This is a genomic window from Streptomyces sp. Isolate_45 (assembly GCF_024721315.2).
Classification (GTDB): domain Bacteria; phylum Actinomycetota; class Actinomycetes; order Streptomycetales; family Streptomycetaceae; genus Streptomyces.
Genome location: NZ_JANFAK020000026.1, coordinates 52,306 through 70,024 on the forward strand (window position 1 = coordinate 52,306; position 17,719 = coordinate 70,024).

Genomic DNA, 17,719 nt, shown 5'->3' on the forward strand with positions numbered 1-17,719 from the left:
GCCTCCGTGTCCGGCCCCGCCCCCGCTCCCTCCGCCTACCTCCGTTTCCCGCACCTGCACGGTGACCTGCTGACGTTCGTCGCCGAGGACGACGTGTGGACCTGCGACACCGCGGGCGGCCGCGCCCGGCGCCTCACCGCCGACCGGGTGCCCGTCAGCCACCCCCGCATCGGCCCCGACGGCTCCAGCATCGCCTGGACGTCGACCCTGTCCGGCGCGCCCGAGGTGTACGTCGCCCCGGCGGACGGCGGCCCGGCCCGCCGCCTGACGTACTGGGGCGACCGGCGCACCCGCGTCGCGGGCTGGACGGCCGACGGGAACGTACTGGCGATCACCGCGGCGGCCGAGCCCGGCCCGCGCCGCCCCTGGGCCTGGGCCGTCCCCGTGGACGGCGGCGCCCCGCGCCGCCTCCCGTACGGCCCCGTGGGCGGGCTGGCCCTGGGCCCCGACGGCGGAGTCCTCGTCCAGACCCCGACGTACGTGGAACCGATGCAGTGGAAGCGCTACCGGGGCGGCACCACGGGACGCCTCTGGATCGACCCGGCCGGCTCCGGACTCTTCACCCGCCTCCACCCCGACGTGGACGGCAACCCGGACTCCCCGCTCTGGGTCGGCGACCGCGTGGCGTTCCTCGCCGACCACGAGGGCAACGGCCGCCTCTGGTCGAGCCTCCCCGACGGCACCGATCTGCGCCGGCACACCGGCCACGCCTTCTACGCCCGGTACGCGACCACCGACGGCCACCGGGTGGTCTACCAGTGCGGCGGGGAGATCCGGCTGCTGCCCGGCCTGGCGGTGGGAGCGGAGGCAGAGCGCGTCGACATCCGCCTGGGCGGACCGCGCACCGCGCTCGCCCCCCACCGGATTCCCGTCGCCGGCCACCTGGGATCCTTCGCCACCGACCGCACCGGCACGGCGAGCCTGCTCGAAGTCCGGGGTGGCACCCACTGGGTGTCCCACGACCTGCGGCCCGCCCGCCCGCTGGGGCACGCCCCGGGCGTCCGGCACCGGCTGCCTTGCGTCCTCGGGGACACCGGCCGCGTCGCCCGGGTCTCGGACGCGGGCGGCAGCGAGTGCGTCGAGGTCCTGGACACCGCCGGCAGCGGGCAGGAAGCTCCGGTCCGCCTCGGCGCGGACCGGTTCGCCCGCGTCCTGGAGCTGGTGGCCTCCCCGGACGGTGCCACCCTGGCCGTCGCCGAACTGCACGGCGGCGTCCTCCTCGTCGACGTCGCCTCGGGCCGGATCACCGAACTCGACCGCAGCGAGGACGGCCAGGTCACCGGCGTGACCTTCTCGCCCGACTCCGCCTGGCTCGCCTGGTCGCATCCGGGACAGGAACGACTGCGCCAACTGCGCCTCGCCCACCTCGGCAGCGGGCGGATCATCGAGGCCACCCCCATGCGCTTCCGCGACACCGACCCGGCGTTCACCGCCGACGGCCGCCACCTGGCCTTCCTCTCCGCCCGGACCTTCGAACCCGTCCACCAGACGCACGACTTCGGCATGGCCTTCACCGCCGGCACCCGGCCCCACCTCCTCCCGCTGACGGCCGACGCCATCTCCCCGTTCACCACCTGGAACCCCGCACCGGCCCCGGCCGCCGCGCTCGTCACGGTCGACGAGGAAGGCCTGGCCGACCGTGCCGAGCCGTTCCCGGTCCCCGCAGGCACCTACCGGGGGCTGCGCGCCACCGCCACGGGCGTGCTCTGGCTGCGCGATCCGCTCCCGCCGCCGGCGTCGAGGCCCGGCGACTCCGTCCTGGAGGGCTGGGACTTCACCGCCAACGGCTCCGTCCGCTCCCGTACGGCAGTGAGCGGCTTCGCGGTCTCCGGCGACGGGACCCGGGCCGTGGTCCGGGACGCCGCCGACACCCTCACGGTCGTACCGGCAGCCTCCCCCGGCGCCGACGGCCGGCCCGTGGACCTCTCCCGCGTCCGCGCCACGGTCCACCCGGCAGCGGAGTGGCGGCAGATGTTCGAGGAGGACGGCCGGCTGCTTCGCGAGGTGTGCGCCCGCCCGGCACTGCTCGGCGTCGACTGGGACGGCGTACTGGACCGCTACCGCCCGCTCGTCGACCGCCTCGGAAGCCACGACGACCTCGTCGACCTCCTCCGGGAGCTGCACGGCGAACGCTCCATGTCCCACGCCAACGTCGGAGCCCGGCCGCGCCCCACCGATCCCGCCCTGGCCCAGGGCCACCTCGGAGCCGACCTGGACCGGGACACCGACGGCACCTGGCGCATCACCCGCATCCCGCGCGGCGACGTCTCCGCCGACGCCGGCCGCTCACCGCTGGCCGCCCCCGGCATGGGCGTCCGGGAGGGCGACGCGCTGCTCGCCGTCGACGGACTCCCCGTCGACCCGGCCACCGGCCCGGGCCCCCTCCTCACCGGCACGGCCGGCCACCCGGTGGAACTGACCCTCCGCTCCCCCGGCGGCACACCGCGCCGCGTGACGGCCGTACCCCTGGCACAGGAACGCACCCTGCGCTACCACGACTGGGTCGCCGACCGCCGCGACCACGTCCGCACCGCGTCGGACGGCCGCCTGGGGTACGTCCACGTACCGGACCTGACCACCGACGGCTGGGCGCAGCTCCACCGCGACCTGCGGCCACAGACCGTCCACGACGGGCTGGTGGTGGACCTCCGCGAGAACACCGGGGGCGAACTGTCGGAAAAGGTCCTCGAACTGCTCGCCCAGCGGGTGTTCGGCTGGCGGGTCGCCCGCAACGGCTCGGGCTACGCCTACCCCAACATCGCCCCGCGCGGGCCGGTCCTCTTCCTCGCGGACGAGTTCACCGGTTCCGACGGCGACATCATGGTCCTGGCGGTCCGGCACCGCGGGATCGGCCCCGTCGTGGGCACCCGTAGCTGGGGCGGCTTCACGGCCATCGAATGGCTCCACGACCTGGTGGACGGCACCAGCCTCCTCCTGCCCCGCTTCGCCACCTGGTTCGAGGGCCCCGGATGGAGCGTGGAGAACAGGGGCGTGGCCCCGGACACCGAGATCGACCGGGCCCCCCACACGTGGGCGCGGGCCCAGGACCCCCAACTCGACGAGGCCGTCCGCCAGGCCCTGGAACTCCTCGCGGAACAGCCCCCGAGCACGCTCCCCCCGACGGACTGGTGACCGCCGGCAGGCAGGTCGGTCGCGGTCGGTGTGCTCGCGCACGATGGAGCCCTGCGCGCTGTCGATGTCATAGGTGGTCTTGTTCCAGCCCGGGGTGACGATGTCCACGGACCACACATCGTCATCGAGTTCCGTGATCGCTCGAAGCGGCAGTCGACTCGACTGGCTCGCTCGATTCCACGGCCGCGAAATGCCGAGGCTCTGCACGCCCGGCCCTACTCCGGACAACCTGAAGGCCCGGGTTCCAGCGATCCACATCTCCGGAACCGGGCCTTCTCATGTTTCACAGGCGATCAGGGGCGGACCCCTGGCGGTGATGCCCCGGCTACAGGTCCTTGAGGAGCAACTCCGCCACCTGAGCGCGGAAGGCCGGATCGGTGGCCGCGGCGAGGTCACTCACGAAGGCCTCGGGCGAGCCGAGAAGCTCGGCGTAGCGGTTGATTGCCCGGTGCCGTTCGGCTTCCGGAATCCGGGCGAAGAACAGGTCCATGGCGGCAGCACCATCGGTCCAGGGCACGAAGAAGGAAGACCGCTGTGCTTGGGAAGGAGCGGGCGCCGGCGAGCGGGGATCGGGCACATGCTGCGGCTCGGCACTCTGCGGAGCCACGTCGAGCGGCTCCTGAGAGCTGGGCCCCTCCCCCGCCGGAGGCGCCGCCTGGTTTACCGCGGTAAACCGAGACGGGTCACCGGCCGGCTGAGTCGACACCGGGTCAGGCTGCGGTGCCGCAGACAGGCTCCGGTTTACCGCGGTAAACCGGGTGGACTCCGGAGATGCCTGCGGCGACGGCATGGCCACAGGGGCCGCGGCCGTGACCTTGGACGCCCGGGGGGCGCGGGGCGCCCGCTCGGCCTCCGCACGGCGCCGGACCTCCAGGGCCCACGCCTCGACCTGCTCGGGGTGGGGGAGTCCGGCGATGTCGCGGGCGATACGGATGGGCATCTCGCCTTGCGATACGAGAGCCCGGAGTTCCGGGGTGAGCTTGAGGAGTTTGCGCTGTTGGCTCACCCAGCCCTTCGTCTTCCCGTAGTGCGCGGCGACCTGATGCGCTCCCCCGAGCTGTTCGACCATCGTTTCGATGCCGATGGCCCGCTCGATGGGGTCCAGGTCCTCACGGTCGTTGTTCTCCGAGAGCACGGCGTCGAGGAAGTCGGCCCGGGACTTCGCCACGTCCTCGTTGTGCACGACGTTCAGTGTCGTCAGGCCGACGGCGAGGGAGGCGCGAAAGCGGCGCTCACCGTTGGCGATGACGTAAGGCGCTGATTCGACGCAGTCCGCCTCCTCGGGCCAGAGCTTGAGGTAGGCGGCGCGTGAGACGACGACGGCCGGCTGTAGCTGACGCTTCTTGAGCTTGAGGCCGAACTCTCTGAGGTCGTCCTCGGTGCCGAAGCTACGGCGGGGGTTGAACCGTGTGGGCACCATCGTCGAGAGCGGAAGGGTCAGCAGCAGCGGATCGCTTCTGCCGGGAACGTCGTCGACCTTCTGGCCGGCGAGTGAGGCAAGACTGGTACGGCGTCCGGCGGCCATCAGGCGCGACCTCCGTATCCCATCTCCAGGGCGAGGCGGAAGAAGTCCTCGCGCGCTTCCATGGCGACCCGGTTCTTGGCGTACTGGGTGACGACCTTGCCCTCGACCGAGGCCCGGGTGTGGACCTTGTATCGCCTTATGACCGTCTCGGCGCGGGGCCAGCCCTGCGTGTCGATGTACTCCTGGGTGTCGACGAGGTCGGCTGTCCCGTCGCGGGGGTCCCAGTTGTTGATGACGACCTTGTACGGCAGCCCGGTGGGCTCGATGACCCTGGCGATGGTGCGTGCCGTGGGATCGAACGCGAGGCCCTCGGGCGGCATCGGCACGATCACGTCGTGCGCGTACTTCAGGGCTTCGAGGAGCAGGTTCTCGTCCTGGAGACTTCCGGGGGTGTCGATGAAGACGTGTTGCAGACCGTCCTTGCTCATCTTCAGGACATCGGCGACGACAGCGCCGAGGTTGAGGGTGGTGGTGGTCTTCCCCACCCCGCCCTTCTGATTGGCAATCACGTGGACCCGGGCTCCTGTGTCCTGGAGGAGCTTCAGGTTCTCGGGGGTCTCGTGCTCCTGCGAGAAGTCGAAGGGCAGGTCGGTAATGCGGTTGGCCCACCAGACGGTTGAGGCTTGAGGATCGATGGATACGACGTACACGCTTGCCGGCATACGATGCTCGCTCCGTTTGCTTCCCGATGGTTCCGGTACTTCGGGCTGGACGGAATGATGCCAGATTGCGGCAATCTTATTTGTCACGGTGTCAGCCATTTTTGCCGCCAATATACAGATTGCCCGATGCGGCGCACGGTTTACCGCGGTAAACCAATGGAACGAGCGCCCTCTCTTCCCAGATGTGCCTGGGCCGCGGTGCCGGAGCCGCGATGACGAAGCAGATGGCGGGTTTTCAGCGCTACGGGGTCACCTGCTCGTGCTGCTGTCGGGGAGAGGCCGGCGCTGACCTGTCCAGCGGCGAGGAACTGGGCGTACATTCCTCACCCGTGGATGGCCGAGCCGCCGCGAGCGAAGCCGTAGCTGTTCCGGTCGGCCCTGCACCCCATCGACGTTCGTCCTCGGTGGCGGTCGAATGGCGGGCGCGTTCGCGGTGGGCGCCGAGAAGCCGACACCTCCGGCCGCCCGAACCTGCGCCCGGGGCGGGGGAGGGGCACTTCTCCGTTCGGGCGCGTGGGAGTTCCTTGCGTGGCCTCGGTGATCTGGATCGAAGGCCTCAGCAGGGGCGACTCGTTGACCAGTACTCGCTCCGCACTCAGCGCCGCCGTCCGCGTCCACCCTGCCGCCGGTCCATGTCCCTGCTGCGTCGACTGGCCTTGGCCTTGTCCCCGGGCCTGCCCGGAGCCTGCACCGGGTGCCCCTTCCGGTCGATGCTGTTGTCCTCCGACAGGGTCGCCGCATACGAGAGCGCACGCTGGATCAGCAGCGACAACAAGCGCTTGGACTCCGCCGAGGGAAGCCGGCTCCGCCAGGGGCAGAGCGAGTACCAACCCTGACCCGGATCCGTCAGGGGCGGGCGAGGCCCAGCGGGCCTCAGGGGCTCAGCCGGCGATTCGGGAAGACGCACCAGCAGCATGCCCATTTGCCCCAGCCGACGACCGCGGCGATGCCTTTGGTGGCAAGCACCGGCATCCCGAACGTCGCCGGTACGGGCCACTGAGGAGCAAGATCCTCAAGTCGCTCGACCAGATCGGGGTGGGTATGCAGCTCGCACCCCTCATAGACGTAAGCGCCGCGCTCCTGCGGAACACCCTGCTGCCTCAACAGGTCGCGCAGCACCGTGTTCTGAGGCAGGTTCGGCAGCAGCGTCATGCCTGGACACGCTACGCCCCCTTCAGAAGCGGGGACAGTGGTGGCGCTCTTCGCCGACAGGCTCAGCGGACCGGCACCATTGGGGAGTCCTGGTACGGCCCTGTGGTGTCGGCCCTCCCTTCGGAGCCGCCGACCGCCTTCCAGCTGATATCCGGTGCGGGTGTGCAGGGCAGTTCCTCCGGGAGGAAGCCTTCCTGGGGTGCGGGGTGCGGGGTGCGGGGTGCGAAGCTCGGCGGGCGGAGTGGCCCGCGGCCGGCTCCATGGTCAGGATGCGTCGCAGGAGAGATCCCGGGCCATCGAGTGCGCGAGCGTTGCGTCGGAAGCGTTCGCCCAAGAGCGACCTCGGTCGGGGCCTGGAGGGCGTGCCCTTTCGAATGTCCTGACCGTAGCGTCCGTACCGAGATTTGATCCAGTGAAGATCGAGCGGGTGCGCGCCGTCAACATCCGTGTACACATGGGATTTCGGGCCCGAGCTCCAGGCTCGCGGGCATGACGATGGCGGAGGTGCGCAGGGTGGGGAAGCAGCGAAAGGGGTGGCGGCCGGACCGGCTGCGTGAGCAGCGCGAGGCACACGGCCTGACCCTGGAGAAGGCAGGCGAGAGGCTTCGCGAAGTGGCGGAGCGTGCCAAGTTGAAGGGGGTTCCCGCCGCGAATCCGCAGACGCTTTTGCAGCACGAGCAAGGCGAGGTCTACCCCGGCCCGCATTACCGGCGCGCCTACTGTCTTCTCTACCGGGCCACAGAACCCGACCTCGGCTTCAGGACGGCCCTGCCCGGTGAGGAGTCGTCCTTCAAGCTCACTCCGATGGACGATCGGCTCAACGGTGCGCATGTCCTGGCCGTCGAACGTGCCATCCATCGCATCTCACCCGGCATTGAGGACGCCGGCCACTCTGCCCTCCAGCAGCGCATCATCGACGCCTGGAAGCGGAGACACACCGGCGGCGACCCGCACCGCCCGCTCCTGATCATGGTCGGCGGATATGCGGGCAGCGGTAAGACCGAGCTGGCGCGGTTCTTCGTCCAGCTCACCGGATGGCCACTGCTCGACAAGGACCCTCTGACCAGGCCGCTGGCAGAGCGGCTCCTGGTCGCGCTTGGTGGCGAGGCGAACGACCGGCACACGGAGCTTTACAGGGAGCATGTCCGCTCCGTGGAGTACGACTGCCTCATGCAGTCGGCGATGGCCAACCTTGAGTGCGGGATCAGCACCGTACTCAGCGCGCCGTTCATCGCGGAGATGACTGACGCGGCCTGGATGCAGCGGTTGTCCCACCGGGCGAACGCGATGGGCGTCGACGTGTTCCCGGTCTGGGTGCGCTGCGACGAGGAGTCGATGCGGGAGTACATCGGGTTTCGAAGTGCAGCCCGGGACACGTGGAAGCTCGCTCGGTGGGAGGAGTACAGGGCCACGATCGACCTGGAGCTGCGGCCGGTGGTGCCGCACCTGGTTGTCGACAACCGGTTGGGTGCTGCGGTGGCGCTCGCGGACCAGGCCCGGCAGGCGATGGGGGCGATGGACGCATGACCGGGCGTCAGGGTGTGATCCTGTATGGCCCGCCAGCGGCGGGTAAGGACACCGTCACCACCGCGCTCTCCGAGCTCAGCCCGCAGTACGCGCAGTTCGCTCGGCTCAAGGTCGGGACAGGAAAGGCCACCGGCTACCGGATGCGAACGGCGGAGCAGTTGCGCGGGCTCGAGGCTGCGGGCGGAGTCGTCTACGCGAACAGCCGGTACGGCAACACGTACGTCATCGACGCACCAGGCCTGGACGCCGCGTTCGCGGCCGGGGTACCAACCGTGCATCTCGGGCAGGTCGACGGCGTCCGGGCCCTGATCGATGGCTACCCGGCCGGTTGGTCGGTGGTGCTGCTGTGGTGCTCTCGCGAGGTGACCGCAGAGCGATCCGCAGCCCGGGGCGACAACGACACCATGGCGCGGCTGGCGGCGTGGGACGCCACTGTGGAGGACCTGAACACGAATGCGGGCGTGGTCTGGGATCTGACCGTGGACACCACGACTGCGTCGCCGAGGGAGGCGGCGCAGCTCATCGACCGGTTGCTGGCGCGGCGGGCGGGGGCAGCGGAGGCATGAGCGCCGGTTACGGCCGGGCGAACCGGTCCAGGGCGTCGGTGAGCGTGAGCTCGCTGTCGTCCCTGGCGTCGTTCCACCGTGACAGCGTGGCCGCGGCAGCCCTCAGCATCTCCGGCGGTAGGCCGGCGGCCGCGAGCGCATCGGCGGCCTCATCGAGCTCTGGCCCCCAGCGCCAAGCGCGTGCGGCCGTCTTGACGATGTACTCCGGCTCGGAGAGGTACGAGTCGGTGCGGCGGGAGGCGACCTCGATGAGCTCCTGGTCGACTCCGTATTCACGGGCCATTCCCACCGCGAGCGCCACCAGCACTCGGCTGGTCTTCTGGAACGACGTGTACGCCAGCTTCAGCGCGGATGCCTTCCCGACCTCGGTGCCCAGGACCGCCGTCCGGACAGCGGTGCCCGCGAACAGCGCCTCGACGCGCTCGGTCGCGCCGACGTCGCCGGACAGGTACAGGGCCGGCGTCTTGCTGCCGATCGGCGGGGACCCGACGACCCCGCCGTCCACGACGAACGCGTCCGGTTCGAGTAGTGAAGCGATTCGTCGCACCCGCTCGGGGCTGATGGCGTTCGCCTCCACGTATACGCCTCCGAAGCCGTGCCCGGCGACGTCGCGGGCCAAGCCCTCCGCGGCCGCCGGCGGGCAGAGACTGATGACGATGTCACTTCGCTTCAGCACTTCGGACAGCGTGGCCACAGCCGTCAAGCCGAACTGGGCGGCGCGCGCCGCAGACGCGGGGCTGCGCCCCGCCTCACACCACACGACCGCACCCGCGTTGGTGGCGGCGCAGGATGCGACGGCGGCGCCCATACTGCCGGGGTGGAGGATGCCGACGGTGGGCAGGTCCACGCTGTTACTCCGTCTCGTCGAGCAGAATGTTGATCGCATCGGTGACATCGTCGACGACGTGGTGCGCAGCGGAGAGTCCGGCCGGCCAAGGGCGGCCGCGCAGCCAGATGGTGCGCAGGCCGGCCTCGTGGCCGCCGCCGATGTCCCCGACCGGGTTGTCGCCGATCATCCAGCCGCCGGCAAGGTCCACCCCGCAGCGGGTGGCCGCGAGTCCGAAGATGCGCGGATCCGGCTTGCGGATCTCCAGGTCGCCGGAGACGGCTACGCCGTCGACCAGTTCAGCGAGGCCGGTCGCGGCGAGCTTGGCGCGCTGGATATCGCCGGCGCCGTTGGTGACGATGCCGATCGTCCATGCGGCCGCTCGCAGTTGGGCCAAGGCCTCAAGGGCTTCCGGCCGGCAGGTGACAGCGGCCGCCATGAGGCCAACGTAGTCTTGCCAGAGCTGGGTGGCGGGCACCACCAGCTGAAAGGCTTCCCGCAAGCGTGCGAAGTCGCCGGCGTTCGCGCGGTCGGCAAGTTCTCTGAGCAGCCAGTGTTCGATGTCCGGTGTGAGAGCGTGCCTACGGCACAGGTGGGACACAGCATCGCTGAATGCCGACTGCCTGTCGACCAGCGTGCCGTCCAGATCGAAGAGCGCGAGTCGGGGCACAGCCTTGGACCCTATCGGGCTTCCCGCACCACGCCGTTCGCGGGGGCAGCACCTCCATTCGGGAATTTATCGATCATGGGAGGATGCGCCATGCCCGCCCCGGACCGCCTGAAGCAGGTCAACGCCTGCTCGACGGCCTGGATCACGTCCTGCCCCCGCCGCGCGTGCGCGCGCAGCTGCGCCTCGCGGCCGGCTTGACGTAGAAGGACATCGCGGACGCCTTGGGCGTGAAGCGAGTCGCAGTGGCGTACGAGCCCCTGAGGCAGGTCGCGGACCGTGCGGTGGCAGCGGGGTGAGGCGTGACGGGGCAGGACCCCGACGTTGGGCCCTGTACAGTCCGCGGCTCGGATCCCTCAACGGCCGCTGGATGCCGATTGGGGCATGCGGTGGGGGCTCCACACCCGCCACGCGTCGTCCGGTGCCGGGAATCGTGGGTCAATGTCCGTCTGTGCCGATCGGATCCGCCATGGCGCCCAGGCCTCTGGCGGCGTCGCGGCGCCGCTCACACCCCGCCACTGCGCCAGTCGGTGTTCAGGGGAACTCCAGTTCGTATGGATTGGATGACCGCGTCGTGCAGGGCCCGACTCGCGTCCTCATTGGGGCAGGGAACGGGGCTTCCGGCGAGCGCGAGCCAGTCGGACGCTCCGCTGTACTGCACTGTGATGTACGCCAGGTGGTCGATCTCGGTCCAGGTGGTGTGGACATCGAGTTCACCGGTCAGTACGGGGCCCCGATCGTCGGTCGGCGCCCCCTGCCGTCCGGTGAAAATCCCGCGCGTGGTCCACGATGCCCAGCTCATCAGGCCTCCCTGGGACAGGACGTCGTCATCCTGTCAGTGTGAACGCCCCCTCCCTTGCGCGCTTCCTCAGGCGTCCCCCGTCCGCCCGGGCCTGGGCGGTGTGCGGCAGCACGCGGTCGGCCGACGCGGACCTCGGCTCGGCGGGGCAGTACTGCCACGGACCAGACGTCCGGCTTCCGTGAAAGACACTGCTTGTGTCACGTCGGGCCCTGGTCGGGCAGCGTGTTCGGCCGATCGCGCGGGCCTGTTCCTGGGAAATCCGGGGGAGGGACCGCCCTGCCGGCCGTGGGCTCGGCTTGTGCGGCATCGGAGAGGGCTTCCGCAGCGGCTTCGGCCGCCTTCGCCGCATCGTTCGCCGCCTGGACGGCCAGGTCGTCGGAGGATGTGGTGGTCTTCCTCGCGATCACCTTCCCGCTGCCCAAGAAGGGCCGCCCCGACGAGCAGCACGGTCTCACCGCCGAGCCCACCACCGGCTTCGACGCGAAGCAGCAACTCACCGTGTGAAACACAGCTGGGGAGAGCGCCCATGCAGGCGGTCTCCCCAGCGCCGACGTGGGCCGGCCGGGCAAGCTGAACGACTGGACGCCAGGGGGAAACCCCTTGGCAAAGGCCGCTGTTGGATCACGGGACAGCCATCAGGGTGTCGGCTTCTGGGTTGACGCCGGTGTCTTGTCGTTGGCCCCTTCTGGGTTTTGGCCCAGTGTGATGTACCAGCGGCCGTCTATCCGGGTGAGAACGATCCGCTCCTCGCCCGCGGACCCATCTGCTGCCGTGGTGACCAGCAGTGCCGACGCTACGTCGGGCCCGAAGTCGTGCTGGACCTCCACGTTCTGGAGCCGCAGTCCACGTCCGCCGAGGCGATCGACCCTGTCGGTGGCCTCAGCCGCGGCGTCGTTGCCCGGGGGTGCCAGGGCGCGCAGCGCCTGCGTGTCCTTCGCGTTGAGCGCCGCGATATAGGCGTCGGCCGCCGCCCGCTCGGATTCAGGGCCCGCGTTCGGACCGGTGTCCGAGCTGCATCCGGTCAGTAGGAGGGCCAGCGCGGCCCCGGTGACGATCAAGGGCGCACGGCCGTCTTTGGCTCGCATCGGTCCTCCTGCGGGGAGAAGAAGGGGCGGATTGCTTGATCAGGTGCGGTGCGCGTACCACCACGCGGAGGGGTAGGAAGCGACCAGCGAGCTGAGCTTCCTGTTGTGTGTGCTGCCCGAGTGGTATGTCAGGTAGCGCTCGCCGTTTCCGCCGACAGCGGTCACGATCATGGTGTGGTCGATCGTGTTGTCCCGGTTCCAGTCGGCCTGGAGCACGTCGGCGTTCTGCATGTACCACACGTTGCTCAGCATGTAGGTACGTCCGGAGTGGCGGGAGGCGAACCAGTACCAGTTCTCGGCGCCGGCCCAGGTGTAGCTCGTGGTCCAGGAGAAGCTCCCGTAGAACCACTTCCTATTGTCGCTCCGGCTGGAGGCGCTCCCGGAAGTCGTTCCCCAACCTCCGGCCCTCATCGCCTGAGAGATGAAATTGGTGCAGTCGCTCGAATAGCTCCGATAGTTTCCGTTCCAGTTCTTCCAGTACCTGTTGGCGTAGTTCACCATGCTGCTGTAGGAGTAGGAAGCCGCGGCCATCGGTGCCGCACCTGCGGCCGCGGACGGTTGCAGCGCCTTCGGCGCACTACCGGAGTCCGCCCCCTTGACGGTACCGCTCCGCCCGGCCTTCACCCCCTCGGCGGGCTGCACCTCCGGCGGGTTGGGCCCCTGCTCACCCGGGTTCGGCTTGAACGGCGGCTCCTTGAAGGGGACCGGTGCGGGCTGGGTGAGCTGCGTGGTGGGAGCCGGCCCGTTGGGGTCGAGCACCGGGGAGTCCTTGCTCAGCAGCCAGGTACCGGTCGCCGCGTCACGGGTGTAGGTGAGCGTGTGAGGAAGGCTGTACTCCTCGTACTCGGGTTCCCCCGGTACGACGTCGGGGAAATACAGCTTCGTGTCCTCGACGAGGTCCACGACCGCCCTGTTGCCGTCCACGAGCACCTTGTCCGCGGTGACGGTGACCGAAGCCGAGGTGTACCCGCCGTTGACCGCTTTCAGCGTCGCGCCGCGATCCGCCAGGGCGGCGGCCTCCTGCTGGGACTCCTGCGCCATCGGCGCCGTCATCGCGACCGCGGTCCGGACCCCGCGGGCCGTCTGCGGCGCTGTCGTGACGAGATCGGCCCGGTTCTGCAGGTGTACGCGACCGGCGTCCAGCAGGAGCACCGAGTCCGCCGGCCCGTCGGCGGCCTGAGCACCCTGGGACAGGCCGGTGATCGCACCCACGAGTACCGAAGCGATAACCAGCGACTGAGCCCGCCGTATCCGGTGAAAATGCGGAATGGGACTACCCATTTCCAGTTCCCCCCATGCTTTTCTCGAACATGATTCTGAGGGAACGTATAGCAACGGCGCGGCATTCGGGGCTGAATTAAACGCGGCCCGGCCGCAGGGCGCACCGCACCTCGCCGGCCTGCGACGCGGCTGACGCCCCGCGCACGGCGGCGGGCAGCACCTGCGGCACCCTCAGGTGCGCGGGCTGCCACCGACCACACCCTGCAGAGGGCGGTACGTGCAACGCCCGGACGGGGGAGAGCAGGCCGAGCGGGCGGATGGTGCCGTCAGCCAATTCGCCGAGCGCGCGCGAGGAAGACCCGGCCGAGTGGGAGAAGGCGTTGGCGGCCGTCGAGGCAGCCGACCGCCGCCACGGATTCACCGGCCCGGACCAGGAGCGGAGCGCAGCGTGAACACCGGCTAAATTCGGATCAACCCTGGCCAGGGCATTGCGCAAGGCGCCTGCGGTGCGTTCCGGCCCGGGGGATCATTATCGACAATCCAACACAAAGGGGTGCTGCGGGGTGCTCCCGACCCCGGACTTCGGAGGCCTCGCCGGTGGGTTCGTGCCGCCTCGCGGCATTTACGACAACGCTTCCTGACTGATCCGATGAGCCGGCCGGTCACCTGTGAATCCACCACGACCTGTCGGCCAGGCCGGGATGCTCGGACCAAGGCCTCGGCACGAGCTGAAACCGGCCGCCGATCGCGCCGCGCGTCGGTCGTTCCAGGTGGTGACCGCCGAGTTGCCCCAGAGCGGTTTGAGCACTCCCATGGGCCGGCCGGCACGCGGTTCTTTGCGGCAAACAGGTGGAAGACCATGGCATCCGGGTGAACCCTGTCCAGGCTGTGCACGCGGCTGGGTTCGGGCGGGACGACACTCGGCAGCAGGCCCCTTGATCATCACTGCGCGGCGCATACGTTCGCCCGGGCCCGGCCGCGTCATTCCCGCGGCTGGTAGACAGTTCCGAGCCGGAGGTAGACCGCCCGTGGCGGCGAATGGAAACCCCACCGTCAGGAGACGTCGGCTGGGTGCGGAGTTGCGTCGGCTTCGCCTGGCCGGTGGTCTGACGAGTAGGCAGGTGGCCGAGCATCTGTTGATCTCCCAGCCCAAGATCAGCCACTTGGAGAACGGCCGCCGGGCCATCAAGCCCCGTGACGTGAGGGACCTGTGCGGCCTCTATGGAGTCAGCGACCAGCAGGTTGTCGACTCGTTGATGCGGATGGCCACGGAGACCGATCGACAGGGCTGGTGGGCGGCCTGCGGGGAGGTCCCGTACTCCGTCTACATCGGCCTGGAGACGGAAGCCTGTTCGATCCGCTCCTACGAGCCCCTGATGATCCCCGGCCTGCTGCAAACGCCCGCCTACGCCCGCGCCGTCATCGAGGAAACGATCCCTCTGGCCACGGCTGAACAGATCGCCACCCGTCTCACGGTTCGGCTGCGCCGTCAGCACCGGGCCCACCACCCGGCCCGCCCATTGCGCTTATGGGTCGTACTGGACGAGTCCGCGCTGCGCCGCGTAGTCGGCGGTCCGGAGATCATGCGCGAACAGCTCGAGCATCTGAACCACCTCGGTGGTCAGCCGCACATCACAGTGCAGGTACTCCCGCACGACGTTGGGGCCCACCCGGGCGTCTCGGGACAGTTCTCCATCCTCGACTTCGCGGACGCTCCCGCGGCGGGGACGGTGTATCTGGAACGGTTCACCAGCGACATCTACTTGGAGAAACGATCCGACGTGCAGCACTACAGCGTCATGTACCACCACCTTCAGGCCCGGGCCCTGAACCCGGACATCACCCGCCGGTTCATCGGCCGTGTCGCCACGCAGCGCCTGGCCGCCGCCTCGTTGCCGGGCCGGCCTTGACCATCGCACCCGCAGCCGGTCACTGATCCGCGTACAACCGCTCGCGCAGGTACAGCGAGGCGGCGATGTCCGCGACGTCGGCCAGATCGGCCGCCGGCAGGGTGCGGATGGCCGCGTCATTGCCGTCGCGGACCGCCCGCACGATCTCCTCGACCGTCTCGCGTACGGACGGATCGACGCCTGCCGGACCGACAGGCTCCCCGGCCCCGGCTCCCGCCGGGGCGTCTGGCTCCGCCGTCATGCCATCCCCTGGCGGATCGTGCCTTCGCAGGTGACTGCCCACGCGACGGGCGTGCGTGCAGACGGCGCTACCAGCACGCCGAAGGTACGGAGAGCCTGCACGGAGGCCAGCCGTCCGCCCTGGTAGCCCTGCTCCTCGGCATGACCCACGCGACCAGGCCCCGGCTTTAGGCCCTCGCCTCCCGCCGGAACCTCGGTGTCGGTGAACATTAGAGCGGAAACCTGCGCAACCGGCGCTACAGGCAGCCGCAGCTGTGCGGCATCGGTTTACCAGCGGCCATCGGTGAGATTCGCTTTGGGCAGGTCGCCCGTTCGCGCCGGTCGGCGCCGCCCTGGCACTACGGGTGAGCAGCGGGCGCTAACTGCCTTGCCGCCGGGCGGCCTTGGGCTCCATTTTACAGCCCGCAGACCGCCGAATTGATCGCGCACCGCAACCGGCACCGAGTTCATCCAGGACGGCGGGGTGCAGCCGGCCCCAGACGTGGGCTCGGCTCCTCCTTTGTGAAATGCAGGTAGACCGTTTGCCGGCCCGGGCCGAAGAGCGGTGGAGGCTGCCGCCACGTGCGAACCGAAATCGCCACGAAGATGATCGCGGTCAGGGCCTCACGATCACCGGCGCGCCGCCGACCGCCATCCTGCGGACGCATCAACTCAGTCGGAGGCTCCCAAATCGTCCGGCACCAACCGCTCACCAAGATCCGTCCGCTCCTGGCGAAGCCCCGGGTTCGTGACCGAGGGCGGTGAATCGACGATGAAACGCCGCCACGCCCGTCTCCGCAGGATCGCGAGATCGCCTGACTGGCGGTACGGCTCCTTGTGCGGCGGTTGGATCTATTTGGGCAGGTGTGCGGCGCTGCCCCTTGTGGGTTAATCGAGCTCTGCCCATTCGGGGGGAATGTCGGATTATCGACAGTGTGAGTCTGATTATTTTCAGCGCGATTTCCCCTGTGGGATGTGTTTGTATTAATCCCCCCTCCGCGCCTCGCCCGTTATTGGTGCGTGAAATTTCCTGCGTAATATGCGGCAGCGACACACCAGGGCCCCCGGAGAACGGTAGGGCCCGGTACGCCACCCCCCACAGGAAATGGCCTCTTGATGAAGCTGAAAATCCAAGCGGCTCGGCGCCGTACTCTTTCCGGTTGGCTGTCCTCGGCCGTCGCCGTAACGGTTGCTGCTGTCATGGTCGCCGGATTGCCGACGCAGGCAATGGCCATCGCGACACCCGTGCCGCTGGGCACCACCGCCAGCTACTCCGTTCTGGCCGGTCAGGGAGTCACGAACACCGGCCCCTCGGTGCTCGACCACGACCTCGGGACGCACCCGAACCCGGCCATCACCGGGTTCCCGCCGGGCCTGGTGCGCGGCGCGGTGCACGCCGCGGACGCCGCGGCCGCTCAGGCCAAGAGCGATCTGATCGTGGCGTACAACCAGGCAGCCGGCCAGTTGGGCGGCCAGGCGCCGGACTTCCCGCTCGCGGCAGGAATCGGCGGGGGCCAGGAACTGCTTCCCGGCGTCCACAGGGCCACATCGGGTGTCGGACTCACGGGCGACCTGGTCCTCAACGCCGGGGGGAACCCCAACTCGGTCTGGGTGTTCCAGATTCCTGAAGCCCTGACCACGGCGTCCAGCAGCCGGATCCTCCTCACGAACGGCGCTTCGCCGTGCAACGTGTTCTGGCAGATCGGGAGTTCGGCGACCCTCGGCACCACCTCCACCTTTGTGGGCACCATCATGGCCCTGACCTCCATCTTCGTGAACCAGGGGGCGAACATCGAGGGCCGGGCACTGGCGCGTAACGGCGAGGTGACGCTCAACAACAACAGGATCTTCCTCGGCGGGTGCGCCACCGGCGGAACGACGACCGGCACGACGACCGGCACGACCACGGGCACGACCACGGGCACCACCACCGGAACGACCACGGGCACCACCACCGGAACGACCGCCGGCACGCCGACGGCCGGCACGACGACCGGCACGACCGTGGGTCTGATCGGTGGCGGCCTCCTGGGCGGACCGATCGTCGACCTCGTGTCCGGCGGCACCTCGGGGAACATCGCCGGCAACACCTCCGGGAACACCGCGGGTAACACGGCCGGGAACACGATCGGCGGGAACGTCACCGGCGGGAACGGCGGCGGGCCCGGCAACGGCGGCCCGGACCACCACGGCCTGGAGCACGGCGGACCGCAGCACGGCGGACCGGACCACGGCGGCCCGGACCACGGGCACGAGGGCGGACCCGGTAAGCCGGACCACGGCCACGACCACGGCGGGAAGCCCGGCGACCACTACGGCTACGGCAACAAGCCCGCGGGCCACGAGGGCTAAGAAGTCATCTCATTTGGCTAGTCGGCGGTAGCAGATGAGGGTGCAGGCGAGGCTGGTGAAGGCGAGGAAGTGC

At 69.7% G+C, this 17,719-nt stretch carries 15 protein-coding genes; 6 read left to right on the top strand and 9 right to left on the bottom strand.

Annotation, left to right across the window (positions count from 1 at the left end; translation table 11 throughout):
* The first annotated feature begins 6 nt into the window (after positions 1 to 6).
* Positions 7 to 3,132, top strand: a complete 3,126-nt coding sequence (locus NOD94_RS11590; protein ID WP_281205749.1) for a S41 family peptidase — start codon at positions 7 to 9, stop codon at positions 3,130 to 3,132.
* Between the two features lie 325 nt (positions 3,133 to 3,457).
* On the opposite strand, the gene NOD94_RS11595 is transcribed toward NOD94_RS11590, so the two are convergent.
* A complete protein-coding gene (locus NOD94_RS11595) occupies positions 3,458 to 4,657 on the bottom strand; it encodes a ParB N-terminal domain-containing protein (protein WP_281205750.1) in 1,200 nt (399 codons plus the stop codon).
* On the bottom strand, positions 4,657 to 5,307 hold the full coding sequence (locus NOD94_RS11600) for a ParA family protein (protein WP_281205751.1): 651 nt from the start codon (positions 5,305 to 5,307) through the stop codon (positions 4,657 to 4,659). The genes NOD94_RS11595 and NOD94_RS11600 overlap by 1 nt, the downstream gene beginning before the upstream one ends.
* Before the next feature lie 644 nt (positions 5,308 to 5,951).
* Between NOD94_RS11600 and NOD94_RS11605 the strand changes: the two genes are divergently transcribed.
* Positions 5,952 to 6,155, top strand: a complete 204-nt coding sequence (locus tag NOD94_RS11605) for a hypothetical protein (protein ID WP_281205752.1) — start codon at positions 5,952 to 5,954, stop codon at positions 6,153 to 6,155.
* Between the two features lie 37 nt (positions 6,156 to 6,192).
* On the opposite strand, the gene NOD94_RS11610 is transcribed toward NOD94_RS11605, so the two are convergent.
* Entirely contained in the window at positions 6,193 to 6,471 is a 279-nt protein-coding gene (locus NOD94_RS11610) for a hypothetical protein (protein ID WP_281205753.1), read from the bottom strand.
* Positions 6,472 to 6,960: 489 nt separating this feature from the next.
* Between NOD94_RS11610 and NOD94_RS11615 the strand changes: the two genes are divergently transcribed.
* Both NOD94_RS11615 and NOD94_RS11620 read left to right on the top strand, forming a co-directional pair.
* Complete coding sequence (locus NOD94_RS11615) at positions 6,961 to 7,998, top strand: AAA family ATPase (RefSeq protein ID WP_281205754.1); 1,038 nt, start codon at positions 6,961 to 6,963, stop codon at positions 7,996 to 7,998.
* Positions 7,995 to 8,564, top strand: a complete 570-nt coding sequence (locus NOD94_RS11620) for a guanylate kinase (RefSeq protein WP_281205755.1) — start codon at positions 7,995 to 7,997, stop codon at positions 8,562 to 8,564. The genes NOD94_RS11615 and NOD94_RS11620 overlap by 4 nt, the downstream gene beginning before the upstream one ends.
* Before the next feature lie 7 nt (positions 8,565 to 8,571).
* Here NOD94_RS11620 and NOD94_RS11625 read toward each other — a convergent pair whose 3' ends face one another.
* From NOD94_RS11625 to NOD94_RS11645, 5 genes are all read right to left on the bottom strand, one after another.
* Positions 8,572 to 9,411, bottom strand: coding sequence for an NAD(P)-dependent oxidoreductase (locus tag NOD94_RS11625; protein ID WP_281205756.1), 840 nt, complete (start codon positions 9,409 to 9,411; stop codon positions 8,572 to 8,574).
* Between the two features lie 4 nt (positions 9,412 to 9,415).
* Positions 9,416 to 10,060 (bottom strand): HAD family hydrolase, encoded by a 645-nt coding sequence (locus NOD94_RS11630; RefSeq protein WP_281205757.1) that lies wholly within the window; start codon positions 10,058 to 10,060, stop codon positions 9,416 to 9,418.
* 502 nt (positions 10,061 to 10,562) lie between these two features.
* Positions 10,563 to 10,859 carry a hypothetical protein gene (locus tag NOD94_RS11635; RefSeq protein WP_281205758.1) on the bottom strand — a complete coding sequence of 99 codons (297 nt, stop codon included), beginning with the start codon at positions 10,857 to 10,859 and terminating at the stop codon, positions 10,563 to 10,565.
* A gap of 635 nt (positions 10,860 to 11,494) precedes the next feature.
* Entirely contained in the window at positions 11,495 to 11,944 is a 450-nt protein-coding gene (locus tag NOD94_RS11640) for a hypothetical protein (protein ID WP_281205759.1), read from the bottom strand.
* Between the two features lie 39 nt (positions 11,945 to 11,983).
* Complete coding sequence (locus NOD94_RS11645) at positions 11,984 to 13,156, bottom strand: amidase domain-containing protein (protein ID WP_281205760.1); 1,173 nt, start codon at positions 13,154 to 13,156, stop codon at positions 11,984 to 11,986.
* Positions 13,157 to 14,193: 1,037 nt separating this feature from the next.
* Here NOD94_RS11645 and NOD94_RS11650 point away from each other — a divergent pair.
* The gene (locus tag NOD94_RS11650; protein ID WP_281205761.1) at positions 14,194 to 15,075 is read left to right on the top strand and encodes a helix-turn-helix transcriptional regulator; all 882 of its coding nucleotides are present in this window, start codon (positions 14,194 to 14,196) and stop codon (positions 15,073 to 15,075) included.
* A gap of 19 nt (positions 15,076 to 15,094) precedes the next feature.
* Here the strand turns inward: NOD94_RS11650 and NOD94_RS11655 are convergent, their stop codons facing one another.
* Complete coding sequence (locus NOD94_RS11655; protein ID WP_281205762.1) at positions 15,095 to 15,316, bottom strand: hypothetical protein; 222 nt, start codon at positions 15,314 to 15,316, stop codon at positions 15,095 to 15,097.
* 1,094 nt (positions 15,317 to 16,410) lie between these two features.
* On the opposite strand from NOD94_RS11655, the gene NOD94_RS11660 reads away from it, so the two are divergent.
* Entirely contained in the window at positions 16,411 to 17,646 is a 1,236-nt protein-coding gene (locus NOD94_RS11660) for an ice-binding family protein (protein ID WP_281205763.1), read from the top strand.
* The last annotated feature ends 73 nt before the right edge of the window (positions 17,647 to 17,719 follow it).